Genomic DNA, 23760 nt, shown 5'->3' with positions numbered 1-23760 from the left:
GACGAAATCCTGGACTCCCTCAGCCGCTACCTCCAACGAATCACTGGGCAAACTACCCCAGACCAACTTATGTCGCGAATTTCAGAAGCAGGACACTAGCGATGTATGGCGGATCTCGGCGAGCGGACTGTTGATCGCGTTGGCGAGATACTCGGGCAACGTCCAGCGCGGGTTGGAGGCGACGACCGTCCGCCCCTCGGTCTCGGCGAACTGGCGCGGGCGCTGACCCGGCTGCTCAGCGGTAACGGCCTTGTAGGTGTAGTCGTACAGCTCGTCGGTCGTGACATCCCCGTCGGCGTCCAGGTCGGCGGCGCCCGTACGCAAACCTTCGACCAGGTGATGCGTGAACACCGATTCCGTTCCCTCAAAGGCGTACTGCGTCGAGTCCGACGCGGTGAGCACGATCCGCCCGCGCCCGCCGAACGCCTCCTTCGTGTGGACCGCGGAGTCCGACTTGGCGAACCTCTGCGCCGCGTACGCCCCGCTGTAGCAGCAATCGAGAATGAGGATCGTCTGCCGCGACCGGCTCTCGGACACCGTCTCCTGCACCGACTCCGACGACAACGCCGTGAACCGCAGACTGTCCCGCACCGTGTTCTTCATCGCCAGGTAGAGCCGGCCGTTGTCGTCCTTCAACCCGTGCCCACTGAAGTACAGCAGCATCAGGTCGTCGCGCTCGCCCGCGGCAAAGAAGTCCGCGATCGCCTTCCCCACCTCGTGCGTGGGCCTGTTCATCAGCACCTGTACGTCGAACCCCGCGACCGCCTCGTCCTCGAGTACCTCCGCCAACGCCTCGACGTCCCGCTCCGGCGCGGCCAACCGCCGCAACCCGGCGTCCTGGTACTCGTACGTGGCCACCAGCAAGGCCCGGCGCATGGCCGATCAGCTCACTTCGTGCCGACGCAGGAACGCCTCAACCAGCTCTCGCTGCTCCTCCGGCGAAGCCGCATCCACCTCGATCGACTCGTCCCCCACCGTCAGCTTCACCCGCTGCCCTCTGGTACGCCGCCCCAGCCAATCCCGAAGTACCGCGATCAACAACGGCACCATCCCACCCGCCCCGCCCAACGCAACCGCCACCGCCCCCACCGCGGCCGCGTCCCCCTTACTCCCCGGAGGCGCAACCACCAACACATCCCGCGTCTCGAACTCCCGCTGCAACTCCCCCCGCAACTGCCGAATCCCCCGATCCGCCACCTCCGGATCCCCATCGACAAGGACCACCTCAACCCAAACCCCCACAACCCACCCCTCCCGAAGCTCGCGCTAATAGTCCTCCCAAACCCCACCCGACCGCAACGGTAAGTAGCCGCCCTCCAACACCCCGTCCACGCCCAAAGGACACCGCACCGAGGCGCGAACCCTGCTGCCCGACTGCGCCTCCGCGTTGTCGAGTAGACAAACAGGGAGCCCGGAGCGCCAAAGCACCCCGGGCTCCTTTGAGCTCCACCCATCTGGAGGGACGTCCGGGCAGAGCCTCCTCCACCGGCCAACACACCCCCAACCGGCGCTCACCCCCACTCACCCCACCTCCGAAACTACGCCCACCCCACCCACCCGACAACAGCCCTCGCCCCCTGTGGATAACTCACCTCGCAGACCGCACCAAGCTCCTATCCTGAACACGCCCCCAACCACTCGAAAGGACCACAAATGGACCCCGAAGAGACGGAACACCTGCTCCCCGACGGGAGAACGGTCTGGGTCCTCTCAACCACAGAAGCCTCGAAGAACCTGCCCGCCCTCCTCCAGTTGTTCCGGTCCGGCGCCGCCGAGCCTCTGGTATTCGGCGACGCCGGCCAGCCCGAGGCTGCGGTCATCCCCTTCGAGGTCTGGCGGGCCCTGACCGAGGCGGCCACCGACGAGGAGGGCTTCGACTCCTCGTACTCACTCCTTCGGCACCGCCTGAAGAACCCTGGTGGGCCATCTGTTCCCATTGAGGAGGTCGCCGCCGAGCTCGGCTGGGATCTCGACGAAGAGATCGACGACTCCGAGTTCCGCAAGCCGAAATGAGTCAGTACCGGCTGCTCGTCAATCAGGAATTGCTGCTCTACCTGCGCGAACTCGAGCGAGCCGCCGCCACTCAACCGGGCAGCCTCCGAGCGCGCGAACTACGCGCACTCAGAGCTGGCCTGCGCGCCATCGCGAACGGCGAGGAAGCCGACTTCGAAGGCAAACGTCTTCGTTTCGCCACTCACGACCTCAGTGATTGCGCCGAGATCAAGTTGCCGGTCATCCCCGAAACCCGCGGAAGCCAGGAACTCGGCGCCTCACACCGCCTGATCTATCGCGAGTTCCAGCCAGAGGACGGCGGCCTGCCGTACCGCGAAGCCATCTGCTTCGAACACCGCAAGAACGACCGCCCTTTCGAGGTCGCCGCCAAACGCCTGGGCCGCGAGGCGTCCGTCCGCCGCAACACCCTCAAGTCGTACGGCGCCTCATCCGACATAGCCCCGATCCGCCAGGCCCTCCCGCAGGACCTACGCATCGCCCTGGCAGCAGCATCCAACGTCGCCCCCGCATCGGGCGCAGTCCGCACCGAGCGTCCCCGCTCAGAGAGACCGCGGGTCGGTCTACCTCGCGACAACAACCCCAGCAGAGAGCTGTAGGCAGTTCCCGGTAGCCACAACCGCCTACGCAAATCACGGCCATGTACCCTCAGGCCGAGAATCTGAGATCGGTGATTGTGGCCAGATCGATTCCGTAGCGCGCGTACACCTTGGTGGTGTTCTCGCCCGTGAGGTCGTCTTCGGAAACACCGAGCATGTGGCCAACCTCAACGACGTGGTCGCGGGACCGCCCCTCGATCTCGAGGTACGGCGGAATCAACGGCCACCAGTCGAGCTCCAACTCAGCGCCGGCGAGTTCAAAGCTCACCCGCCGATTCTCCTGGTACGACTTCGCCTCGAACCCGATGCGCCGCAGCAACTCGTTGGTCGTCTCAAAGTCCCCAACCACCACCTCGGTCTCCGTCGTACCGACGATCCCGTCGTGCGCAATCTCCTTCACCGTCAACGTCACCGCCGTACCGCTGTCCCGCAACCGAATCCACCGCGACCGATCCCCAGGCTCAACGTCGTACACGTACCGCCGCATCAGCCGATCCCCAACCGGCCGCCCGCCCAACGAGAGGATCCTCCCCGCGACCTCGTCGGGGTCGACATCCAGAACTTTGGCCTCGAACTCGATCGGCACCTCACGCCCCCTCGGCAGTTGCAAGACCTCGGTCTCGGGTAAAGGAAGAACCTCCTCGCGATGGTCGCTCGAGGCAAACTCTTCCACAGGAAGAGAACCCGATAAGTCGCACACCGTATGAGCGCTCCTCGCAATCCGTGCCGTCGCTGATCCCCCGCGTACGTCCCGGCAGGCGCACCGGTCCGATCTGCTGAAAGACACGAACCGTCCGGAGGAGTCCGGGAGAGCCTCCTCCGCGAGCCCAAACCAAAGTCGTACCCCTGTGGACAACTCCGCCCCAGACCAGGACTGAACTCCTATCCTGATGACGATCCCGGACCGACCGGTAGTGCCACGGACAGACTCCGGCTGACTCATCTAGTCTGGAAAGGCAGCCAGCGAAGGAGCTCAGATGTCGACGGAAACACCACAGGATCGCCCGAACGGTGATCGGGTGAACGTGATCGACACGGCAACCGCGGCGTACAACCTGTCTAAGATGCTGCAGCGGTTCCGGGCAGGTCAGGCCGAGCCGCTGATCTTTGGCGACGGCGGTCAACCTGAGGGCGTGGTCGTTCCCTTCGATCGGTGGGAGCAGCTCGAGGAACTCGCCGAGGACGCCGAGCAGGCCGCAGAGATTCGCGACGTCACCCAGCGGCGCCTGGCGACGAACCGTGTCGAGGACTACGTCTCTGCCGACGAACTCGCCGCGGAGTTCGGATGGAACCTCGACAGCGATGACGAGCCACCCGCAGCATCCCGATGACAGCCAGGTATCACCTGATCCTCGATCCAGAGCTCCGCGACGAGCTTCGTGAACTCCGGGCCCGTGCCCAAGCAGACCCCAACGGTCCGGCAACGAAGCAGCTCGAAGCAGCTCGCGTCGCGCTGAGCGCCCTGCGCGAAGGCCGTGAGGCTGAGTTCGCCGGCGAGCGCCTGGGCCGTTCCGACAATCATCCTGATCTTCGCGACTGCGCCGAGATCAAAATCCCGGTCGTGGCAGAGCAGCGCGGGTCACCAAGCCAGCTGGTGACGACCTAGAGCCACGTCTCCATCCGATAGCGGTACATCGCTCAGTGAGATTCATCGCTGGCCGGATGCCAAGTCGGAAGGTGCACAGCGTAGCGTGGGTAGGCCCGCTGATCGTCCTCCAGCAGATCCGGCGTCCCACCACCCTCGAACGGCGGATTGTCGTAGTCGAACTCCGCCTCGACCTCGCCTGTTGGCTGCACACCCGACCGCCTCCGAAAGACCGCCGCCCAACTGTGGGGGACTGTGGTCGCGGCGGAGGTGCGCGAGCGCCCGAGACACGCTCGGGAGACGCATAGGTCCGCTGACTGTCGACGCGGTCTGGCAAGCTGCTCTGCGAGGGGTGATAAGCAGTGGAGCCAGGCATCTACGACGCGTTGATTACGAACCGGTTGCTGGAGGTGATCGGCCGCTCTGATGGGCTGGAGTCAGCGCTTCAAAGGGTGGACCAAGCCGATCAACCGGAAGTCCTCGCTCGGCATGTCCGGGATGCAGTGCTGCGGGCTCTGAGTAGCAAGACCGATCAGAAGCAGCGGGTGGAGCTGGTTAACGAGGTACTGCGCCATCTGACGACTGACGAAGATCTGTTGCCCCCGGAGGTGCCGAAGCAACTGCATTCGCTGCGGCTGCCGGCAGGACCTGGAGTTGCGGATTACGGCCAGGTCCGGCCGAGCACGCCGCTGTCTGAAGCGGCGCTGCTGACCAACTCGCAGGGCGAACCATCCCTGGGCCCGGAGCTCCGCGCGGAGATTGATACGTCGGATGAAGTCGACCTGATTTGCGCCTTCGTGAAGTGGTTCGGCCTGCGACTCCTCGAACCGGAGCTCCGTCGGCTTCACGAGCGAAACGGCCCCTTCCGGGTGATCACAACGACGTACATGGGCGCGACGGATCGCGCGGCGTTAGATCGGCTCGTCAACGACTTCGGTGCCGAGGTCAAGATCCAGTACGACGCGCTTCGCACCCGACTGCACGCCAAAGCCTGGCTGTTTCGCCGCAACACCCGCTTCGACACGGCGTACGTCGGATCATCAAATCTGTCGCAAGCGGCGCTGCTGGACGGCATCGAGTGGAACGTTCGGCTGTCACGCGTTGCCACACCGACCCTGCTGGACAAGTTCAGCGCGACCTTTGAGACCTATTGGAATGACTCCACGTTCGAGCCCTACGATCCGGTGCGCGACCGCGACCGGCTCGACGACGCGCTCGCGCTGCAGGGCCGCGGTCGCGCTCCGTCTGGTCGTGTGACCGTGTCGTTGGCTGGTCTCGAGGTTCGCCCTCGGCCATATCAGGCGGAGATGCTCGAAGAGATCGCGGTTGAGCGTGAGGTTCACGACCGACACCGCAATCTGGTCGTCGCAGCAACCGGCACCGGGAAGACTGTCATCGCGGCGCTCGACTACCGGCGGCTCTACAACGCCGCCAAGCAGCGTGGAGAAGCGGCACCGTCATTGCTGTTCGTCGCTCACCGGCGGGAGATCCTTCAGCAATCGCTCCGCACCTATCGGGAAGTGCTCGCAGATCCGACATTCGGTGAGGAGTATTTCGCTGGCGCTCGACCTGAACGGTGGACCCACGTCTTTGCCTCGGTGCAGGCACTCACTGCGTACGACATCACGACGATCCCGCCCGATCATTTCGACGTAGTCGTTGTCGACGAGTTTCACCATGCTTCGGCTCGGACCTACCGTCGGTTGCTCGACCACCTGCAGCCGGTCGAGCTCCTTGGGCTGACGGCGACACCGGAACGCTCCGACGGCCTGGACATCCAAAGCTACTTCGGCGGGCGAACCGCAGTTGAGCTGCGACTCTGGGACGCGCTCTCCGCCGATCTGCTCTGTCCGTTTCACTACTTCGGAGTTGCCGACGGCACGCAACTGCAACAACTGCGGTGGACCCGAGGCAGGTACGACGAGCACGAGTTGGAACAGCTGTACACCGGCAACGACGCGCGCGCCGCCATTGTCCTACGAGAGGTTCGCGACAAGCTCACCGACGTGAGCACGATGCGAGCTCTAGGTTTCTGCGTCTCAGTCGCGCACGCCGAGTACATGGCGAGGGTCTTCGCGGATGCCGGGATTCCGGCGCGAGCTGTGTCCGGTAACACGCGCCCAGATCAACGCGATGAGGCGTTACGCGACTTGCGAGATCTCCGCGTCAACGCGCTCTTCGCGGCGGATCTGTTCAATGAAGGTCTTGACCTTCCGGAGGTCAACACCGTCCTGTTCCTCCGCCCAACCGAGAGCCCGACGGTCTTCCTGCAGCAACTCGGCCGCGGCCTCCGCCAGGCTGACGGGAAGCCGGTGCTGACAGCCCTCGACTTCGTGGGACATCAACGCAAGGAGTTTCGCTTCGATCTCCGCTTCCGCGCGCTCACCGGTGATACCCGCACCGGTCTGGAGCGCCAGGTCGAGAAGGGGTTCCCCCATCTGCCATCGGGAAGCCAGATCGTGCTTGACAAGTACGCCCAAGAACTTGTCCTCGCCAACCTCCGGAGCCAGGTGGCTGGGCGCTGGCGCGACCTGATTCGTGATCTCAAAACTCATGGCGAGCAAGACTTGCCAACCTTCCTCCATGAATCGGGTGCCGAACTGGGCGATATTGTTCGACAGCACAGTTGGACTGAGTTGCGGCGGCGCGCTGGTCTCACTACGCGGCAGGGTGCAGACCATGAACCCGGTCTTCTCAAGCGTGTACGAGCCCTTGCTCACGTTGACGATCCAGACCGCCTGATGGCCTATCGCCGTCTGCTCAACGACAGCGCGCCGTCGTACGACGACCTCTCACCGAACGATCAGTCGTACGCACGCATGCTGTTCTTCTCGCTCTGGCCCGGTGGCGACGAGTTCGGGTCCTATGCGGAGGGTCTAAGCGTGCTTCGTGATGAGGCCGCTGCTCGGGACGAGTTGCTCGAGGTCATCTCGCTCGCGGCGGATCGTTCCCGCCATCGCACCTTCCGCGTACCTGGACGGCACGCCCACCTACCGCTCCGGGTGCACGCGAGATACCAACGCGAGGAGATCCTCGCGGCATTGGACTACGCCAAGCTGGACGGCGTGCGCCCGAAGACCTTCAATGCAGGCGTTTTGTACTCGCGTGAGCACAAGGCGGACGCCTTCCTGGTGACTCTGGTCAAGAACCAGGCGGACTTCTCTCCGACGACGATGTATCGGGACTACGCGATCAGCCCGACGCTCTTTCACTGGGAGTCGCAGAGCAGGGAGCGGGTTGGCTCCCCGACCGGCAAGCGGTACCTCAACCACCGGGAGCAAGGGACCGACATTTTCATCTTTGCTCGTCAGCACAGCACCGATGACCTCGGCACCTCGCCGTATCTGTTCCTTGGCCCAGCGAACTACACCAACCACTCCGGCAGCCAGCCGATCGCGATCACGTGGGAGCTGACCTATGCCATGCCACCAGAGGTCTTTCAGGCTGCCTCCGTGGTCGCCTAAACGGGCCGTGTCGGAGGACCGGCGGGTTAGCTCGCGGTGCGCCACAGGTGGTTGAGGGCTGCCTGCCAGGCAAGTTGCCACGGGAACTGGTGGATGTAGTTGCCACCTGTTCCGGGCTCGTGCTGCCGATAGACGTCATCCCCGACCAGCATCGTCACTCCCCAACTCGAGAGCTTCTTGATGGCGTCCTGTACAGCGGGGAAGCTGATCTGTGCGTAGTTCGAGAACGGCATGGCTACGACGGGCTGTCTCTTTTCGACTGCCCCGCCCGTAGGCCGAGCGGCAAGGTGTCTGAGATCGCGGCCGTCCACCTGGCCGGGCTGTTGCAGATTCGTACGCACAGACGAGTGGACGGCTTGATGGACGGGGGCGCGACGAACGTACGGCAGGATGTCTGCATGAGCATGCGTCCATACGTGATCCTGTCCGTCGCGGCGTCTGTCGACGGTTACATCGATGACAGCAACCCTGAGCGCCTGTATCTGTCTAATGAGGCCGACTTTGACCGGGTGGACGAGGTTCGTGCAGGTGTCGACGCCGTCCTGATTGGTGCGAACACCGTCCGTCGAGACAATCCCAGGCTGCGGATCAGGTCACAGGATCGTCGGGATCGCAGGGTTGCCGCAGGTCGTCCGGAGATTCCGCTCAAGGTAACGATCAGCAGCAAGGGCGACCTGGACCCGGCGTCAAAGTTCTTCGGCACAGAGGACGTCGAGAAGCTGGTGTACGTACCCACGTCGGCCAAGTCGGCAGCTGGCGAACGGCTTGGTGAGGTGGCGACGGTCGTTGGAGCTGGCGATCCTCTGGACCTCCGCTCCGTGCTCACGGACCTCTCGAGCCGCGGCGTTGGCCGCTTGATGGTCGAGGGCGGCGGCCACATCCACACCATGTTCCTGACGGCCGAGTTGGTAGACGAAATCCACCTGGCCGTCGCGCCGTTCTTCGTCGGTGACTCGACGGCTCCCCGGCTAGTCGTCGACGCGAAATTTCCCCAGGACTTTCGCAATCGGATGCATCTGGACGAGGTACAGCAGATCGGCGACATCGCGTTGCTGCGCTACCTCTTGAAGGAGCCTTCCGATGCCTGACCGCGCTGCCGCCGACCGCCGTTGGCTCGAGGAGGCGATTGAGCTCTCGAAACAGTGCCCGCCGTCGAAGACCGCCTTCTCGGTCGGAGCGATCATCGTCTCGGCTGATGGGGAGAGCATCGCGACTGGCTACTCTCGCGAGGGAGATCCGCACGATCACGCCGAGGAAACCGCACTCGCCAAGGTCCCGGACGATTCGCGGCTCGCCTCCAGCACGATCTACAGCAGCCTGGAGCCATGCAGCAAGCGCTCGTCGCACCCACTCACGTGCACCCAGCTCATACTGGCCGCTGGAATTCGGCGCGTGGTTCTGGCATGGCGCGAGCCGGATATCTTCGTCGATTGCGAGGGAGCTGAATTGCTGCGTGCGGCCGGGCACGAGGTCATCGAGATACCCGACCTCGCCGCAGCGGTCAGGGCGGTTAATGCCCATCTCTTGGAGGGCTCGCCCGACTAGTGGTCCAGGACCTTCAAATGATCCGCGAACAAGGCGGTCAAACTCTCCAGCACCGCCCGGCCCTTGGCAGCCGTCGCCAAGGACGGGCTGCCGATGATCCCAGTGTCGGTGTAACCGCGGAGGCCGGTCACGAGCAGCTCCGGCCGATCGCGAGCCTCATGGTCCGCCGTGCGGTAGGAGTCGCGCACTAGGTCCGGGTACGCGTGCAGCATGATCGATGTCTCGATCTCACCGCCGTGCATGTCCCCACCCCAAGTGCTGTCCAGACCAGCGGTGGTGCGGGCAGCGATCCAGTCGTCGCCTTGCGGATACAGCACAACTCGCGGCCCGGACACATTCGCTTCCTGGGTGACGTTCGCGAGTACGTGGTTACCCCCGTGACCGTTGACGATCACAAGACGCTCAACACCGCTCCGCGCCAACGAAGTCCGGATGTCGTCGATCATCGTCATCACCGTCGACGCGCTGATGCTGACGGTTCCTGCAAATCCTTCATGCTCGTGCGAGCACGAGATCGTGATCGGCGGCAGAAGGCGGAGGTTGTAGGTCTCAGCGATGCCTTGTGCGATTAGGCAGGCGACGACGGTGTCAGTGATCAACGGCAGGTGGTCACCGTGCTGCTCGAAACTACCGACAGGTAGGACTGCGATGGTCGCCATGCGAGCGGCCTCGTCGGTCGAGGTGGCGGTGGTCAGCAGGTTCACGGACATCTCCCTCTGTCTTGCGCGCTATCAGCAGTGCTCATCGCAGGGTGGCAAGCTGTCGCTGAAGCTGCCTTGCCTGGTCACTGGCGCCGATCGTCGTCAGCAGACCGGGGACACGGCCGAGCTGGCCGGCGATACGCCGAGATTGGGTGTTGGCAGCGATGGACAGCGATTGCTGAGCAACCGCGACAGCGTTGTCAGGCTCCTCGCTGACAGCGTATGCGACGGCGAGGCGAGACAGACAAAGACCGAGGTCACGGCGGAACTCAGGCTGCCACACCTTCAGCCCCTGGTGCAGCGTCTTTATCGCCTCATTCGGCCGCTCGAGTTCGACCCAGCAGTTGGCTGCTTCCATCTCGATGTAGCTCGGCGTGCAGTACCGAGCGATGTCGTTCTCGTCCTCGACTGGCTGGTTCGCGAGCTCGTAAGCCTGTTGCAGCGCACGTGCACAGCCAGTCGCGTCACCGCTGATCGCGTACGCCTGCGCCGCCTGCCTGTAGGCCACAGCTCGGACTTGCGGCGACAGCGCCGAGCCGTTCAGGAGTGCTTCCTTGGCAAACCCAAGCGCAAGCTTCGGTTTGTTGGCGTCGCTGGCGATGCTGCTCTTACGCATCTGGATGTAGGACGTCAGGTGCGAGTCTTCGGCTTCCTGGGCATAGTCGAGGGCAGCGTTGGACCAGCGCATCGCTTCGCGGAGATCGCCGGCGTCTTGGTTGACCCAGCCGGCGAATTCGGCGAAGCGAGCAGCCACGTAAAGGAGCAGTGTGTGGCCGTGACCCCGACTGTTTCCGACCAACTCCTCGATGAACCTGACCTGGTGCGGCACAACCGGGACGAGTGAACGCGAACCGGCCAGATTGTCCGTCGCCGCGTACTGCTGCAGTGTCAACAAGAGGGAGTCAGCGACGCTCGGCCCGGCTGAGACCAGGTGTGCAGGCAACCGTAGGTCGACAGGCAGCGCTGTGCCGGCGCTTGGCCGCGCATCGTGCTCCGGAGCTGAGCTCGGCATCTGGAACCAGAGCACATCGGCCGGGATGCCAAGGACCTGGGCGTAGTGCTCTAACTTGGCCAGCTCCCGCACGCGGTTTCGGCCGGACTCCAATCGGCTCAACTGGCTCTGAGTGATTCCGAGCCAACTGCTGACTACCGCTTGCGGTAGCGGCCGGTGGCCGTGGGTCGGATGTGACCGATATGCATAGAGCAGCGCGCCCATGTCTCGTCGCGAGGCGGCCTCATGGATCGCAGGTGATTGCCAGAACTCCGCAGGCATCGCTGGCGCCCCCGAAGCAGCCGCTTGACGGACACGGCTACATGGCGAACACAACGACGCGGTGTTGTCGCGCGCCAGGGCCGCGCCGCAACTCGCGCATGGTCGTGAGGCCATCTTGGCGGCCATCCGGTCTCCCCTGGTCCCCGGTATTGAGGTCTCGCCACCCCAGGGTATCGGGCCACCACGAAGAGTATGCGCGGCACGCATAAAAGTCATGCACGAAGAGGTTATACGGAGCGTGACGGACTCCTTACGGTAATAACTCATCAGCCAGTTCGGAGGAGCGGAGCGAGGTGGGTTGCATGATCGCCGGCATGTGGGTCCTGGTCATCGTGACGGTGGCGGTCGCCGTACTGATGGTTCGCGACATCGTGCGGGAGGTGCGCGGCGAATGACCACGCTCGTGGATGCCTCGCTTCCAATAGAACGCAGAGTGCGTGTCTGGTTCGGTGAGCACGTCATCGCGGACTACACCGCTGAGCCCGCAGACGCCATGAGGTACCAGGCGGCCATGACGCGCTGCTTCTACAGCTTGCGGGTGACCATCGATCCGGCCGTGCCGGTGATGGCTGAAGATGCTCCCGGCTCATGAACCGCCAGCACCGCCGTGGCTGGTGGTCCCGGTTCTGGGAGCGTCTCATCACCAGTTTCCGCCGGTGGATGGACGAGGAGCGGTGACCGACTGGCGACACGCGGCACTCGTCGGAAGTTCTGCCGCGGTGAGTCAGCAGTTCAGGCGAGCCACGGGGGCTCGCTTCCTGCCCTACGACGAGCGCCCTTGAACTGGCGGGATCGGTGGGGAGTCGTCGTCCTCAGCCCCTCGCGTGCAGCGGATCGCCTGCACACCCACCGATCCCGTCACTCGTGGTCTGTGGCCGAGCCTTCCCCTCCCCCGTGGAGGGCTCGGCCACAGATCCCACCGTCCGGCTGGCGCGGGACGCGCAAGCGAGTCCGTCCTGCGCCAGCCGTTCCAACACCAACAGAGAGGAATCGAAATGGATCCGAAGCAGTCGCTCGACATCGAGTTCGAGCTGGATGTCCGCGTGGTCTCCGATGTCGTGCCGCAGGCCAACGCCGCCTGCGCCACGGAAGATGGCTGCGCCGCCTCGTGTGCGTCGAGCTGCGCCAGCGACGTCTGACGTAGCCAATCGAGGGGTCGGAGCGGTGCTCCGACCCCTCTTCCGACTCGATCACAGGAGGACTGATGGGCAACGGCGACGGCAAACTGCTGTACCGCCACAGCGGTGCAGCACTGCTCCGGGCAACTGCGGTAGCCATTCACGATCGTCCTGATCGATGGCCTGACGTGAACGACATCGACGACTGTCGTTCTTGGCTACGGGATGTGTGGCTTGAGCCGCGCCTTGCGGCCGCGATCCGACATGCCAGTTCGGGGCTGGCGAAACGGGTCGACGCTATCTGCTCCGGCGAAACCTTCTCGGGTAAGCAAATCCGGCGAGCCACTCTGTCCATCGTCCGATACATCCTCCGCTTGACCGGTCGTCAAATGCCATTCGGTCTGTTCTCCGGTGTCGCCGCGGTCGCAATCAACGCCCGAAGCTCCGCACGCTGGGGAGCGGACCATCGAGCGTTCATCCGAGCGGATGCACAGTGGCTCGACGGCGTCGTCGGTCGACTGGAGCGCGTGCCTGGACTGCTAGATCAACTCGATGTCGTCTTCACGAACCTGGCAGCCCAGCGCGGCGACGACCTCGACGTACCGCAAGGCACAGCACGGCTACTGGTCCGTCGCACTCGCCCCGTTCGCGCAATCCAAGAGCTCTGTCAGTCGCCGATTCACTTCGATGCTTTGCTCAACAAGTTGAGCGAGAGATTCCCTGGAGTCTGCGAGGCCAAGATCCGTGGCCTAGTCACTGATCTCGTGATGCAGCGGTTCCTGATAACCAGTCTCCGACCACCTATGACGGTCGCCGACCCGCTGGCGTATGTCATCCGGCAACTCAACGACGTCGACCTTGAACCAGGTAGCGATGAGTCCATGATCCTTCGTCACCTCGGGGTCATCGCGGCAGATATTGCGCGCCACAACGACCCAGACGTCCTCGACGAGGAGCGGACAGACATTCGCACCACAGTGGGCGTGCAGATGCAGCAGCTGTCACCGGCCGGCCGAACACCACTTGCCGCTGACCTTCGCCTCGACTGCAAGGTACAGATCCCTGAGCACGTCGCGGTCGAGATGAGCTTCGCGTCGACTGCCCTGATACGGCTAACACGTCAGCCAACCGGATCCGCGGTTTGGCGCGACTACTACATCGCCTTCTGCGACCGGTACGGCATCAACGCGTTGGTTCCGCTCAGCGATGTCGTCAATCCCGAGACCGGACTCGGACTGCCCGCCACCTATCCCGGCAGCACGGCACTATCCAATCCGAGTGGTCTCTCCGAGCGGGACGAACGACTGCTCGCGCTGGCCTGGGGCGCCATGGCTGACAAGAGCCCGGAAATCGTTCTGACCGATCAAGTCATCCGAAGCCTCGCTGTCGGTGACCCGTCGGTCGAGAGGCCGATCCCACCTCACGTCGAACTGGCTGCGCAAATTCGTTCAACGTCGACAGATGCACTTGACCGGGGTGACTACACACTCGTCGTCCACCCTGGACGCTCGGCCGGAACCTTCACCTCCCGCCTGGCGTATCTGGCGTCTGAGGCCGGCCTCCAGGACGTATATCGAGGTGTCCCGACAGGCGTCGACGGCGCGTTGCCAGTCCAGCTGTCCTATCCGCCTACGTTCACCCACGCCGAGAACATCAGCCGCGTACCTGCCCACCTACCGCACGTACTGTCGCTCGGCGAGCACCGCAGCGACGACGACAGCACGGTTCCACTCAACGATCTCGCCGTGACAGCCACCCTAGACAACCTCTACCTCGTGAGCATCTCTCGCCGGCGAGTGATCGAACCGCAGACCTTTCACGCACTCGCGATCGAGAAACAATCGCCACCGCTCGCGCGCGCCCTAGCTCACCTGTCCCAGAGCCTCGGTGCAGCCTGGCATCGGTTCGATTGGGGCCCGGCCGCTCGACAACTGCCCTACCTCCCACGAGTGCGCTACCGGCGATCGATCCTGTCGCCGGCTACGTGGCGGCTGGAGGCCGACACATTGTCGTCGTCCATCGACGATGCCACCTGGGAAGCGTCTCTCGAACACTGGCGGGTACGGTGGGCCTGCCCAGCAACAGTCGAACTCCAGGATGCTGACCGGTCGCTGCCCCTCGATCTGACCGAGCCAGCCCACACCGCCATCGTGCGTTCGCAGCTCGCAAAACACGGATTCGTCATCCTTACCGAGACCGCGGAAACCGGCGACTTCGGGTGGGTCGGCGGCCACGCGCACGACATCGCGATGCCGCTGGAGACGACCAGGCCACCTGCGCGACCTCCTGCGGCAGCAGCGAGTGGAACCGTAACAATGCACGACGACGGGCAGTTCGCCGCATCCTCAGATGCTCGGTGGTTGTACCTCAAGCTCCACACCCACCCAGAACAGATGGACAACCTGATTGCTACGGAGATTCCGCAGCTACTCGATGAGGTCGATCAGCCCGACTACTGGTTTGCCCGCTATCGCAGCCCGCGTGAGACAGACCACTTGCGGCTGCGCCTCCGAGTGCAGGACGGGGAGCAAAGCGCTAGGTTGCTCGCGGCAACTAGCAGGTGGACCGAACGCCTTCGAGACGAGAGCAAGATCGGTCGGCTAGTCATCGACACCTACTACCCAGAGAACGGGCGTTACGGCGGCGGCTCCGCAATGATCGCGGCTGAGGCGGTCTTCGTCGCCGACTCGAAGTTGGTCGCTGCGCAGCTGAGGTACCTTCCAACTGTCGTCATCGATCCGAGCGTCCTGACGGCGGTGAACGTGCTCGGCACGCTCGACGGCTTCTTCGGGAGCCTGGCGGCGGCTTGCGCCTGGCTGACGAGCGGCCGGGCCTCTCTCGACGCGGTGGCCGACCGCCGTATCACCGAGCTGGTTATCAAGCTGACCCGGGCCGGGCTTCCCAGCAGCGTCCCTGGCTGGAACACCGAACTGGCGAGCGCCTGGCAAGAGCGCAACAACGCCCTGGCGAGCTATCGCGAACTGTTGTCCGACACAGCGCGGATCAACGATGTCCTCGAATCGCTCTTGCACATGCACCACAACCGAGCGATGGGAATCGACCGTGACGGCGAGGCGATCTGCCGGCGTCTGGCCCGCCAGTCCGCGATCGCCTGGAACGCACATGCGACGGAGGGAGCGCGATGACAGCAGCCACTCGGCAACTGACGTCAACCGTCGCGAGCCAGTCCCTAGGGCGCGGAACAGCTGGCCAAGCTCTGCTCCACATCGAACAGGCACGCATCGGCTACGGCAGCTGGCGACGAGTACACGAACACATCATCAAGATGACCGGCGCGCCTGTCGCAGCCCATTCCCAGAGCTGCTTGTTCGAAGGAGCACCAGCGATTGCCTACGTGTTGGCGACCGCTGAACAGGCCGCGTATGAATCGGCGCTCGCAACCCTCGACAGCCACATCGACGAGCTCACGCGAGAGCGGCTCCAACGTGCACACCGCCGTATTGAGAGCGGCCTATTGCCAGGACTGCGAGAGTTCGACCTGATCAGCGGATTGACCGGACTCGGCGTGTACCAGCTCCGCCGACGGCGCGGCGGTGAGGTCCTCCATGACGTGCTGGAGTACCTCGTCCGACTCTGCGAACCACTGACACTTGACGACCAAGCCCTGCCAGGATGGTGGACTGCCAATGACATCGCAGATCACCCTTCGGCGTCCTGGCCGGGTGGGCATGGCAACCTAGGCATCGCGCACGGCATCTCGGGGCCTCTCGCCCTAATGGCCATGGCCGCTCGACGTGGCATGTTTGTTCGGGGACAGCTCGAGGCGATCGCCAGCATCTGCGTCTGGCTCGATCGCTGGCAACAGGGCAACGGAGAGACAGCCTGGTGGCCTGGGACCATCACGAAACGCGAGCTCGACACCGATCATCTCGAACAGGCAGGGCCGCAACGGCCATCGTGGTGCTACGGCACCCCTGGACTTGTACGGGCTCAGCAGCTCGCAGGGCTGGCACTCGACGATCAGAGTCGTCAGCACAAGGCAGAAACAGCACTGCTCGGCTGCGTCACCGACAACGCTCAACTGGACCAACTCAGCGACACGACGCTCTGCCATGGCTGGGCCGGGCTCGTACAGGCCACCCAACGAGTCGCAGCCGATGCCGGCGCGCGCAGCCCACTGACAGCGCAGCTGTCTCATCTGACTCGACGGCTCGATGAACTCGCATTCTTTGATGGATCGATGCACCGACCCGACCTGCTGGAAGGACGAACCGGCATCCGCCTGGTTCAGATCTCTGCCACGTCAACCGTTGACTCCAAGTCGAACTGGGATGCCTGCCTGCTGCTCAGCGGCTGAAAGTGTTTCGAAGAACTGTCCGTCCACCCAATTACGATCAACCCGCCGCCCATCTGAGGCCCGGGGCTCCACGAAAGGAAGCAATGACCACCATTACCAACTCGCCGGAGACCTTGCGCGCGGCCATGGTCGACACCATCAAGGCAGCCGGCCATGCCACGAGCCCGGCCGTCGAACAGGCGATGCGCACTGTTGCGCGGCACGACTTCGTTCCCGAAGCCACCGTCGAAGACGCCTACTCCGACATCGCAGTCATCACCAAGCGCGCTGGCGACGGCTCAGCCCTCAGCTGCGCGTCAGTGCCCACCGTCGTTGCCATGATGCTCGACCAACTCCAGGTCCAACCAGGCAACCGAATCCTGGAGATCGGCGCAGGGACCGGCTACAACGCCGCTCTGCTCGCTCAGCTGACCGGCCCTGGTGGATCTGTCACAACGGTCGACATCGACCCCGAGGTCACAGCAGGCGCGCGCCGCGGGTTGGACGCCACCGGTAATCAGCACGTCGAGGTCATCACCCGAGACGGGTCACTCGGCGCCTCCGAGAACGCACCGTACGACCGCATCATCTTCACCGTCGGCGCATGGGACCTGACGCCGGCATTCTGGGAACAGCTAGCTCCCGGCGGTCGTCTAGTCGTGCCGCTGCGCTGGCGCGCCCAGACCCAGAGCGTTGCCTTCGTTCGAGACTGTGACGCTCTGGTGTCGGACTCAATGGAACTGTGTGGCTTTGTCCCCATGATCGGACAAGAAGGCGAGCGCAGCGGCGCCATCGACGGCAGCGGCCTGGTCACCCTGTACTGGGACGTCGACCAGACGATCGACGCGGCGAAACTAGGCGGCGTCCTCGACCAGGAAAGGGAGACCGTTTGGTCGGACGTTCTGGTTGGACCAGAGGAACCCTTTGACGGCATCTGGCTACGCATGACTGGCCGCGACAGCCGCATCTGCCGTGTCTCCGCCGACCGCGCCGCGGTCGACACAGACCTGTGTAAACCAGCGATTCCCATCCGTAGCCCAGCGCTGGCCGAAGAGAACAGTCTCGCCTATCTCGCCATCCGGAAAGTGGAACAGGGCAGGTTCGAGCTGGGAGCAATCGGACACGGTACGCATGGAGGCAACCTCGCGGCGCAGCTCTGCGACGAGATCGAGGCTTGGAACCACGACCGAAACGCCCGGCCAACGGTGCGCGCGTATCCGGCCAGCACGCTTAGGCCTGCCATCTCGTTCGATGGGGACCTGAACCACGAGGTGATCGAGAAAGTTGAGGCTCGGCTCGTCGTCAGCGTGGCATGAACAGTGGAGATCGAGGAATACGGAAGGGCGAAGATCCTGAAGCCTTCCGTCGCGGACGACGAGTTGACTGCGGTCGACGAACTGGATGGCGCTGGGTCGTTCACCAATTTCGAGTACGCCGACAGGTCGGTCCGCCACTTGGTTGTGGCGGACACGACCTTGTCCGGCGGCCGACTGAGGCAGATCGAGGCTGAGCGGGTGACCTTCAGCCAGGTGACGCTCCAATCGATCGTGCTCGATCGCTGCGTCCTGAAGTCCAGCGACTGGATGGACTGCACTCTGTCCCGAGTGGTGTTCCGCGACTGCAAGCTCCTCGGCGCCAACTTCGTCGACAACAAGTGGAGCAACGTCGTCTTCGAGAACTGCCGGATCGAGTACGCGACCTTCGACTCGATCCGCGCGAATACGCCTGTAGTCTTCGTCGACGACCGCTTCAAGGAGGTAACGTTCCGGAGGTCAGAGCTTCCTGGCGGGCACATGTCAGGTTGCACCCTCGACGCCGTCGAGTTCGACGCCGGGACCTACACAGATTTCGACTTCCGCACCACCGACCTGTCTACCGTCCGCGGCGCCGGTAACCTCAACGGCATCCTGATCGATCTCAGTCAACGGCAGGAACTCGCGGAGGCACTGGTGTCCGAACTTGACCTGCAGTACGCCGAAGAGTCCGACCGGTGACCGACAACAGTCAGCGTCGCGCCTGGATGGAAAGTCACCTGGACTGGGCCGCGCGTGAGTTCGGTGTCGAGCAAATCGGTCAGCCGTTGCACACGAGTCGATTCCACTCGGTCGGATGTCGCGTCACCGATGCCGGCGAAGACGCCTGGCTACGAGTCGTGTACGCCGACCCGGAATGGGCCGAAGGCAACTACCTCGAGAACAGCCGGGCCGCCAACGCGATCCAAGGGGTGCCAAAACCGACGGTCAAACGGTGGCGAGATTGGGAAGACAACAGGCGACGGATGCGGGGAGAGGTCAGCACCTTTGTTGCCGATGCGGCCCTCTCTGCCAAGATGACACCCACTCACCAGGTAGCTGTCTCCGATCAGTGGCTGTCCGATCTCAGTCGAGCTCTGCGCATACTCGCTGACCACCCAGTGCCGTCGCACGGTGTCGACGCCGACTACGTGAACGACGGAATCAGAGCCTTCTTCGGTATCGACCTCGACATCGCCTCCGTACCTTGGACGACCGCACACTGCGACCTTCACTGGGGGAATCTCACCGGCCCGAAGCTCGCCATCCTCGACTGGGAGACATGGGGCAGAGCACCTGTCGGCTATGACGCCGCCACCCTCGTCTGCACGAGCCTCGCCTATCCGGACCTCGCCCAGGGGGTCAGCCGATCCCTCGCCGAGTTCCTCGATACACCCACCGGACATGTCGCCACGCTCGCCGCGGCCACACGGTTACTCCGATTTGCCGATGGGGGCGAGCTGACCGAGCTAGCCCGACCCGTCCGCCAGCACGCTATGGACGTCTTGAACCACCTCTGAACTGAGCCGAACGAGTCTCCCGCAAACGGCCGCCGCGCGGGGAGCGCGCAGGCAGTGCTGACGGGACAGCTCACTCCGAACCAGCCATTTCGTAACGGGCCCTCTCGATCACCACATCCTGGTAACAGGGCGAGGCTGTCATCGCGGCGGCAGCCGCAGCAGCCAGCGCCAGCCGGCAACAAACCCGTGGGTGGGTGGGGCGGCGCGTAGCACGGCGACGAAGGAGCCGCGCGTGGCACCGCGTGGGATCTACCACCTTCCCACTCAGAACGTGTGGTGATGGGACTGTGCAGATTCTTCTGTTGGAAGTCTCGGCTGGGCGGAGGGAGGGTAGGGAGCATGGACTTCACTCAGCTTGGGCGTACGGGACTGAACGTTAGTCGGATCGTTCTTGGGACTATGAACTTTGGGCCTCTGACTGAGGTGGGGGATGCGCACGCGATCATGGATGCGGCGCATGACAAGGGGGTCAACTTCTTCGATACGGCCAATGGGTATGGGCGGGCTATCTACCCGGGGCGGACCGAGGAGATTATCGGGGAGTGGTTCGCGAAGGATCCCGCGAACCGGCACAAGACTGTGCTCGCTACCAAGGTGTACGGCGACATGGGCGACGGATGGCCGAACGAAGGGAAGCTGTCGGCGCTCAACATTCGGCGGGCGTTGGACGCCAGCCTGAAGCGGTTGCAGACGGACTACGTGGATCTGTACCAGTTCCACCACATCGACCGGAACACGCCGTGGGAAGAGATCTGGCAGGCGATGGAGGTCGCCGTACAGCAGGGGAAGGTCCTGTACGCCGGGTCGAGCAACTTCGCGGGGTGGCACATCGCGCAGGCGCAGGAGGCCGCCAAGCGGCGCAACTACGTCGGGCTGGTCAGCGAGCAGTCGCTGTACAACCTCGCGCAGCGGGACATCGAGCGTGAGGTGCTGCCGGCGGCGCAGGCGTACGGGCTGGGCGTGATCCCGTGGTCGCCGCTGCACGGTGGGCTGCTGGGTGGCGTGATCCGGAAGGAGAACGAGGGCGTACGGCGCCTTGAAGGTCGCGCCAAGGAGACGCTCGAGAACCTCCGGCCGCAGATCGAGCAGTACGAGGCGTTCGCGGACGAGCTCGGACACGAGCCGGGTGAGCTCGGGCTGGCGTGGCTGCTGCACCAACCGGGTGTGACCGGCCCGATCGTGGGGCCGCGGACGATGGAGCAACTGGAGTCCGCCGTACGCGCGGTCGACATCAAGCTCGACGAGAAGTCGCTGACGCGCCTCGACGAGATCTTCCCGGGCTACAAGACCGCCCCGGAGGACTACGCCTGGTAGGTCGCAAGAGGCCGCCGTACACCAGCCATGCGTACGGCGGCCTTTCAGGGCTGGACCGAGTCGAGGAATACACGTACGGCGTCGCGGTTGTCGGTGCGGCGCCACGCGACCGCGAGCTCGGCCGGTGGGAGATCGGGGACGGGGCGGCAGACTAGGCCGGGGCGCTGGTAGAGGCCGGTGTTTCCCTCGGCGAGCAGCGCGATCCCGACTCCGGCGGTGACCAGTTCGAGGACCTCGTCCGCGGCGGTGGCCTCGGCCGCGACGATAGGCGGACCCGGTCGGGCGTCGACGGCCAGCCAGAAGTCACGGAGCGGGCCGGCCGCCGCGGGGAGGGCCACGAAGGGCTCATCCAGGAGTAGTTCGAAGGGGATCTCGGAGCGATCTGCCAGCGGGTGCTCAAAAGGCAGAGCGACCCAGCGGGACTCGCTGATCAGGACCCGCCGAGCGAAGTCGGTCGAGATCGGAAGCCAGACGAAGGCGACGTCACTGGATCCGTCGGCCAGACCGGCCGTGGGGTCGTCCCAGCCGACCAGGCGCAGCGAGACCGTCCAACCGGGAAGCGTGGCGCGGAAGCGTTCGACGGCGGGGCGTTGCAGGTCGCGGCCGACGGCGGTCTGCATGCCGACGACCAGCTGCTGCGGGTGGGCGGCCGCCCGCGCTTCGGCGTACCCGCGGTCCCAGGCTGCGAGCACGTCCCTCGCCACCGGAAGCAAGACCGAGCCCTGCGAGGTCAGTGTCAGTCCGCGCGGCTGACGCGAGAAGAGGTCGAAGCCGAGGCGGCGTTCGAGGGCGCGGAGCTGCTTGGACAGCGCGGGCTGCGAAACGAACAGGCGGGCGGCCGCGGCCGTCACGGTCGATTCCTCGGCGACCGCGACGAAGTACCGCAGCTCTCGCAGGTGCGCATCCATAACCAACGGTTATACCAACAGGTCTTGGTGCGGCGACATCCACAGCGTCAATGCTGGGCCCATGACGAAGACACGCAACCTCGGCGGGCTCGACGTACCGGCGATCGGGTTCGGCGCGATGGTGCTCTCCCCCGGTATGTACGGCGCGATCGACGACGACCGCGCGCTCTCGGCGCTGACCGCGGCGATCGACGCCGGCGGGACATTCATCGACACCAGCGATGCGTACGGCGACGACGGGCACAACGAGAAACTGATCGGGCGGGCGATCAGGACGCGACGGGACGAGGTCACGGTCGCGACGAAGTTCGGGCTGCGGCTCGGTGACGGCGCGGACCCGCATCCGCTCGACGTCGGGTTCGCGTTCGAGCAACTGCTGGTCAACGCGGAGCCGAAGTACGTTCGCGAGTACGCCGAGTCCAGCCTGCGCAACCTCGGCACCGATGTGATCGACCTGTACTACCTGCACTTCCCGGATCCGCAGGTGCCGATCGAGGACACCGTCGGCGCGATGGCCGAGCTCGTTGCTGATGGCAAGGTTCGGCATCTCGGGGTGTGCAACGTGACGGCGCGGGAGCTGCGGCGCGCGTACGACGTACATCCGATCGCGGCCGTCCAGACCGAGTGGTCGATGTGGCGGCCGATCGACCCCGAACTGCTCGACGTGGCGCGTGAACTCGGCGTCGGCGTCGTACCGTGGAGCCCGCTCGGCGCCGGGTTCCTGACGGGTACCGTGCAGGCGCTGGACAAGGACGATTTCCGGAACAACGCGCCGCGGTTCGACGCCGCGAGCCTGAAGGCGAACAACGCGTCGTACGACGCACTTCAGTCGCTCGCCGCGGACCTCGGGGTCACGCGGAGTCAGCTCGCGCTCGCGTGGCTGCTGCACCAGGATCCGGCCGTCGTACCGATTCCCGGCAGCCGTACACCGGCGCACATCGTCGAGAACCTGGCGGCCGCAGACATCACGCTGCACCCGGACACGCTCGAGCGCATCGACGCAGTACTCGCTCGACTCAAGCCGGTTGGCGGAACTCTCCTCTAAGCGTGGCCCGCGGTGGTGGGGAGCATGCCGATCAGGGCGTCGGCGGCCAGGGAAGCGGCGGAGCCGGTGGGGACCGCGACGGAGACCTGCCAGTCGGAGGCGGTGCCGGGGGCCAGGGAGACGGTGACGTGGTCGCCTCGTTTGGCGGCGATGCGTTCGGGGACGAGCGCTACGCCCAGGTCGTGGGCGACGAGGGCGAGCAGGGTGTGTACGTCGTTGACCTCGATCGTCACCGGGTGCGCGACGCCGGCCGTGGTGAAGGCGCGGTCGGAGATCGCGCGGGCGCCCCAGGTCGGGTCGAAGTCGACGAACGACTCCCCCGCCAGGTCGTCGAGGGTCACGCCGGACGCCTTCGCGAGCCGGTGGTCGGGAGCGCACACGAGGACCATCGACTCGCGGGACAGCGGGCGCAGGTCAAGCCCGTCGACCGGGTCCCCGGCGGTCGCGACGAACGCGACGTCGAGCCGGCCGGACGCGAGTTCGTCGAGCATCGGGGTGGAGCCGGCCTGGCGGACCTCGATTTCGACGCCCGGGTACGCGGACCGGAACTTCGCGAGCAGCGCCGGTACGTCGACCACCCCGAGGCACTGCTCCAGCCCGACCGTGAGGTGACCGCGCAGCAGACCCTGGACCGCGGCGACCGCGTCCTTCGCGGCCTCGGCGGCGGCGAGGGTACGGCGTCCCTCGCACAGGAGCGCCCGCCCCGCCTCGGTGAGCTCCACGCTGCGGGTGTTGCGGACGAACAGACTCGCGCGGAGCTCACGTTCGAGTGCGCGGATCGAGGCGGACAACCCCGACTGCGAGATCGACATCGCCTCGGCGGCCCGCGTGAAGTGCTTCTGCTCGGCCACCGCCACGAAGTGTTCCAAGTGCCTCAGCTCCATGACTAAGAACTGTAGTCGATCGAGGGAAACCGATTCACCTGTCCTGCATGTTGACGTCCGTCGGCCACCGCTGCGGCGGACCGCCAGCCCATCACAAATGCGCGCCTACGGCTCGCTCCAGGCGGCGGGCGGCACGGGGAGCGCAATTGTGATGGGCTGGCGGTCCGTGTCGGGCGGTTGTGGCGGACGTCCACCACTCACAATG

Annotated in this window: 24 protein-coding genes; 16 read left to right on the top strand and 8 right to left on the bottom strand. The window is 64.8% G+C overall.

All coding sequences use genetic code 11. From position 1 onward, the window contains the following. Positions 1-81: 81 nt before the first annotated feature. On the bottom strand, positions 82-876 hold the full coding sequence (locus E0H50_RS40185) for a caspase family protein (protein WP_131296414.1): 795 nt from the start codon (positions 874-876) through the stop codon (positions 82-84). Positions 877-882: 6 nt separating this feature from the next. Then, complete coding sequence (locus E0H50_RS43635) at positions 883-1197, bottom strand: effector-associated constant component EACC1 (RefSeq protein ID WP_272948563.1); 315 nt, start codon at positions 1195-1197, stop codon at positions 883-885. Between the two features lie 456 nt (positions 1198-1653). Between E0H50_RS43635 and E0H50_RS40175 the strand changes: the two genes are divergently transcribed. Beyond that, positions 1654-2013: a hypothetical protein gene (locus tag E0H50_RS40175; RefSeq protein WP_131296412.1), complete on the top strand. Its 360-nt coding sequence runs from the start codon at positions 1654-1656 to the stop codon at positions 2011-2013. Continuing rightward, positions 2010-2609: a hypothetical protein gene (locus E0H50_RS40170; protein WP_131296411.1), complete on the top strand. Its 600-nt coding sequence runs from the start codon at positions 2010-2012 to the stop codon at positions 2607-2609. Before E0H50_RS40175 ends, E0H50_RS40170 begins: the two co-directional genes overlap by 4 nt. A gap of 49 nt (positions 2610-2658) precedes the next feature. On the opposite strand, the gene E0H50_RS40165 is transcribed toward E0H50_RS40170, so the two are convergent. Continuing rightward, on the bottom strand, positions 2659-3552 hold the full coding sequence (locus E0H50_RS40165; protein WP_131296410.1) for a class IV adenylate cyclase: 894 nt from the start codon (positions 3550-3552) through the stop codon (positions 2659-2661). A 34-nt stretch (positions 3553-3586) separates the two neighbouring features. On the opposite strand from E0H50_RS40165, the gene E0H50_RS40160 reads away from it, so the two are divergent. From E0H50_RS40160 to E0H50_RS40150, 3 genes are all read left to right on the top strand, one after another. Next, complete coding sequence (locus tag E0H50_RS40160) at positions 3587-3940, top strand: hypothetical protein (RefSeq protein WP_131296409.1); 354 nt, start codon at positions 3587-3589, stop codon at positions 3938-3940. Further along, the gene (locus E0H50_RS40155; RefSeq protein ID WP_131296408.1) at positions 3937-4215 is read left to right on the top strand and encodes a hypothetical protein; all 279 of its coding nucleotides are present in this window, start codon (positions 3937-3939) and stop codon (positions 4213-4215) included. Before E0H50_RS40160 ends, E0H50_RS40155 begins: the two co-directional genes overlap by 4 nt. A 341-nt stretch (positions 4216-4556) precedes the next feature. Beyond that, positions 4557-7658 carry a DEAD/DEAH box helicase gene (locus E0H50_RS40150; protein ID WP_131296407.1) on the top strand — a complete coding sequence of 1034 codons (3102 nt, stop codon included), beginning with the start codon at positions 4557-4559 and terminating at the stop codon, positions 7656-7658. Positions 7659-7684: 26 nt separating this feature from the next. On the opposite strand, the gene E0H50_RS40145 is transcribed toward E0H50_RS40150, so the two are convergent. Next, positions 7685-7891 (bottom strand): hypothetical protein, encoded by a 207-nt coding sequence (locus tag E0H50_RS40145; protein WP_131296406.1) that lies wholly within the window; start codon positions 7889-7891, stop codon positions 7685-7687. Between the two features lie 54 nt (positions 7892-7945). On the opposite strand from E0H50_RS40145, the gene E0H50_RS40140 reads away from it, so the two are divergent. Together E0H50_RS40140 and E0H50_RS40135 are read left to right on the top strand one after the other, a co-directional pair. Then, positions 7946-8746 carry a RibD family protein gene (locus tag E0H50_RS40140; protein ID WP_238151675.1) on the top strand — a complete coding sequence of 267 codons (801 nt, stop codon included), beginning with the start codon at positions 7946-7948 and terminating at the stop codon, positions 8744-8746. Further along, entirely contained in the window at positions 8739-9203 is a 465-nt protein-coding gene (locus E0H50_RS40135; protein WP_131296405.1) for a cytidine/deoxycytidylate deaminase family protein, read from the top strand. The genes E0H50_RS40140 and E0H50_RS40135 overlap by 8 nt, the downstream gene beginning before the upstream one ends. Here the strand turns inward: E0H50_RS40135 and E0H50_RS40130 are convergent. After that, positions 9200-9907: a creatininase family protein gene (locus E0H50_RS40130; RefSeq protein WP_131296404.1), complete on the bottom strand. Its 708-nt coding sequence runs from the start codon at positions 9905-9907 to the stop codon at positions 9200-9202. The two genes, E0H50_RS40135 and E0H50_RS40130, sit on opposite strands and share 4 nt — an antisense overlap. A gap of 37 nt (positions 9908-9944) precedes the next feature. Next, on the bottom strand, positions 9945-11177 hold the full coding sequence (locus tag E0H50_RS40125) for a helix-turn-helix domain-containing protein (protein ID WP_131296403.1): 1233 nt from the start codon (positions 11175-11177) through the stop codon (positions 9945-9947). Between the two features lie 391 nt (positions 11178-11568). Between E0H50_RS40125 and E0H50_RS40120 the strand changes: the two genes are divergently transcribed. The 8 genes from E0H50_RS40120 to E0H50_RS40085 all read left to right on the top strand — a co-directional run bounded on the left by E0H50_RS40120 (position 11569) and on the right by E0H50_RS40085 (position 20718). Continuing rightward, positions 11569-11769: a hypothetical protein gene (locus tag E0H50_RS40120; RefSeq protein WP_131296402.1), complete on the top strand. Its 201-nt coding sequence runs from the start codon at positions 11569-11571 to the stop codon at positions 11767-11769. Between the two features lie 403 nt (positions 11770-12172). Continuing rightward, the gene (fxlA, locus tag E0H50_RS40115) at positions 12173-12316 is read left to right on the top strand and encodes an FxLD family lanthipeptide (RefSeq protein WP_131296401.1); all 144 of its coding nucleotides are present in this window, start codon (positions 12173-12175) and stop codon (positions 12314-12316) included. A gap of 65 nt (positions 12317-12381) precedes the next feature. Further along, positions 12382-15441, top strand: a complete 3060-nt coding sequence (locus E0H50_RS40110; RefSeq protein WP_131296400.1) for a lantibiotic dehydratase — start codon at positions 12382-12384, stop codon at positions 15439-15441. Further along, entirely contained in the window at positions 15438-16613 is a 1176-nt protein-coding gene (locus tag E0H50_RS40105; protein ID WP_131296399.1) for a lanthionine synthetase C family protein, read from the top strand. The genes E0H50_RS40110 and E0H50_RS40105 overlap by 4 nt, the downstream gene beginning before the upstream one ends. Positions 16614-16696: 83 nt before the next feature. Further along, positions 16697-17908, top strand: coding sequence for a methyltransferase, FxLD system (gene fxlM / locus E0H50_RS40100; RefSeq protein WP_131296398.1), 1212 nt, complete (start codon positions 16697-16699; stop codon positions 17906-17908). Between the two features lie 3 nt (positions 17909-17911). Beyond that, positions 17912-18586, top strand: a complete 675-nt coding sequence (locus E0H50_RS40095; protein ID WP_131296397.1) for a pentapeptide repeat-containing protein — start codon at positions 17912-17914, stop codon at positions 18584-18586. Continuing rightward, positions 18583-19404, top strand: a complete 822-nt coding sequence (locus tag E0H50_RS40090) for an aminoglycoside phosphotransferase (protein ID WP_131296396.1) — start codon at positions 18583-18585, stop codon at positions 19402-19404. Before E0H50_RS40095 ends, E0H50_RS40090 begins: the two co-directional genes overlap by 4 nt. Positions 19405-19683: 279 nt before the next feature. Further along, positions 19684-20718 (top strand): aldo/keto reductase, encoded by a 1035-nt coding sequence (locus E0H50_RS40085; RefSeq protein ID WP_337590396.1) that lies wholly within the window; start codon positions 19684-19686, stop codon positions 20716-20718. A gap of 44 nt (positions 20719-20762) precedes the next feature. Here the strand turns inward: E0H50_RS40085 and E0H50_RS40080 are convergent, their stop codons facing one another. Further along, positions 20763-21626, bottom strand: a complete 864-nt coding sequence (locus E0H50_RS40080; protein WP_131296394.1) for a LysR family transcriptional regulator — start codon at positions 21624-21626, stop codon at positions 20763-20765. 61 nt (positions 21627-21687) lie between these two features. On the opposite strand from E0H50_RS40080, the gene E0H50_RS40075 reads away from it, so the two are divergent. Continuing rightward, positions 21688-22671 carry an aldo/keto reductase gene (locus tag E0H50_RS40075; RefSeq protein ID WP_131296393.1) on the top strand — a complete coding sequence of 328 codons (984 nt, stop codon included), beginning with the start codon at positions 21688-21690 and terminating at the stop codon, positions 22669-22671. Here E0H50_RS40075 and E0H50_RS40070 read toward each other — a convergent pair. Continuing rightward, positions 22668-23555 (bottom strand): LysR family transcriptional regulator, encoded by an 888-nt coding sequence (locus E0H50_RS40070; protein ID WP_131296392.1) that lies wholly within the window; start codon positions 23553-23555, stop codon positions 22668-22670. The two genes, E0H50_RS40075 and E0H50_RS40070, sit on opposite strands and share 4 nt — an antisense overlap. Between the last annotated feature and the right edge of the window lie 205 nt (positions 23556-23760).

The organism is Kribbella sindirgiensis (genome assembly GCF_004331435.1).
In the GTDB taxonomy this organism is placed as follows: Bacteria; Actinomycetota; Actinomycetes; order Propionibacteriales; family Kribbellaceae; genus Kribbella; species Kribbella sindirgiensis.
The sequence above is the reverse complement of the archived record's forward strand: the minus strand, read 5'-3'. Positions and strand labels throughout refer to the sequence as shown.

What these genes read in the sequence shown, in the direction of transcription:
- E0H50_RS40185 (WP_131296414.1), bottom strand. Translation starts at nt 876, where the DNA reads ATGCGCCGGGCCTTGCTGGTGGCCACGTACGAGTACCAGGACGCCGGG.
- E0H50_RS40175 (WP_131296412.1), top strand. Translation starts at nt 1,654, where the DNA reads ATGGACCCCGAAGAGACGGAACACCTGCTCCCCGACGGGAGAACGGTC.
- E0H50_RS40170 (WP_131296411.1), top strand. Translation starts at nt 2,010, where the DNA reads ATGAGTCAGTACCGGCTGCTCGTCAATCAGGAATTGCTGCTCTACCTG.
- E0H50_RS40165 (WP_131296410.1), bottom strand. Translation starts at nt 3,552, where the DNA reads ATGAGTCAGCCGGAGTCTGTCCGTGGCACTACCGGTCGGTCCGGGATC.
- E0H50_RS40160 (WP_131296409.1), top strand. Translation starts at nt 3,587, where the DNA reads ATGTCGACGGAAACACCACAGGATCGCCCGAACGGTGATCGGGTGAAC.
- E0H50_RS40155 (WP_131296408.1), top strand. Translation starts at nt 3,937, where the DNA reads ATGACAGCCAGGTATCACCTGATCCTCGATCCAGAGCTCCGCGACGAG.
- E0H50_RS40145 (WP_131296406.1), bottom strand. Translation starts at nt 7,891, where the DNA reads ATGCCGTTCTCGAACTACGCACAGATCAGCTTCCCCGCTGTACAGGAC.
- E0H50_RS40135 (WP_131296405.1), top strand. Translation starts at nt 8,739, where the DNA reads ATGCCTGACCGCGCTGCCGCCGACCGCCGTTGGCTCGAGGAGGCGATT.
- E0H50_RS40125 (WP_131296403.1), bottom strand. Translation starts at nt 11,177, where the DNA reads ATGCCTGCGGAGTTCTGGCAATCACCTGCGATCCATGAGGCCGCCTCG.
- E0H50_RS40120 (WP_131296402.1), top strand. Translation starts at nt 11,569, where the DNA reads ATGACCACGCTCGTGGATGCCTCGCTTCCAATAGAACGCAGAGTGCGT.
- fxlA (WP_131296401.1), top strand. Translation starts at nt 12,173, where the DNA reads ATGGATCCGAAGCAGTCGCTCGACATCGAGTTCGAGCTGGATGTCCGC.
- E0H50_RS40110 (WP_131296400.1), top strand. Translation starts at nt 12,382, where the DNA reads ATGGGCAACGGCGACGGCAAACTGCTGTACCGCCACAGCGGTGCAGCA.
- E0H50_RS40105 (WP_131296399.1), top strand. Translation starts at nt 15,438, where the DNA reads ATGACAGCAGCCACTCGGCAACTGACGTCAACCGTCGCGAGCCAGTCC.
- fxlM (WP_131296398.1), top strand. Translation starts at nt 16,697, where the DNA reads ATGACCACCATTACCAACTCGCCGGAGACCTTGCGCGCGGCCATGGTC.
- E0H50_RS40085 (WP_337590396.1), top strand. Translation starts at nt 19,684, where the DNA reads ATGGGACTGTGCAGATTCTTCTGTTGGAAGTCTCGGCTGGGCGGAGGG.
- E0H50_RS40080 (WP_131296394.1), bottom strand. Translation starts at nt 21,626, where the DNA reads ATGGATGCGCACCTGCGAGAGCTGCGGTACTTCGTCGCGGTCGCCGAG.
- E0H50_RS40075 (WP_131296393.1), top strand. Translation starts at nt 21,688, where the DNA reads ATGACGAAGACACGCAACCTCGGCGGGCTCGACGTACCGGCGATCGGG.
- E0H50_RS40070 (WP_131296392.1), bottom strand. Translation starts at nt 23,555, where the DNA reads ATGGAGCTGAGGCACTTGGAACACTTCGTGGCGGTGGCCGAGCAGAAG.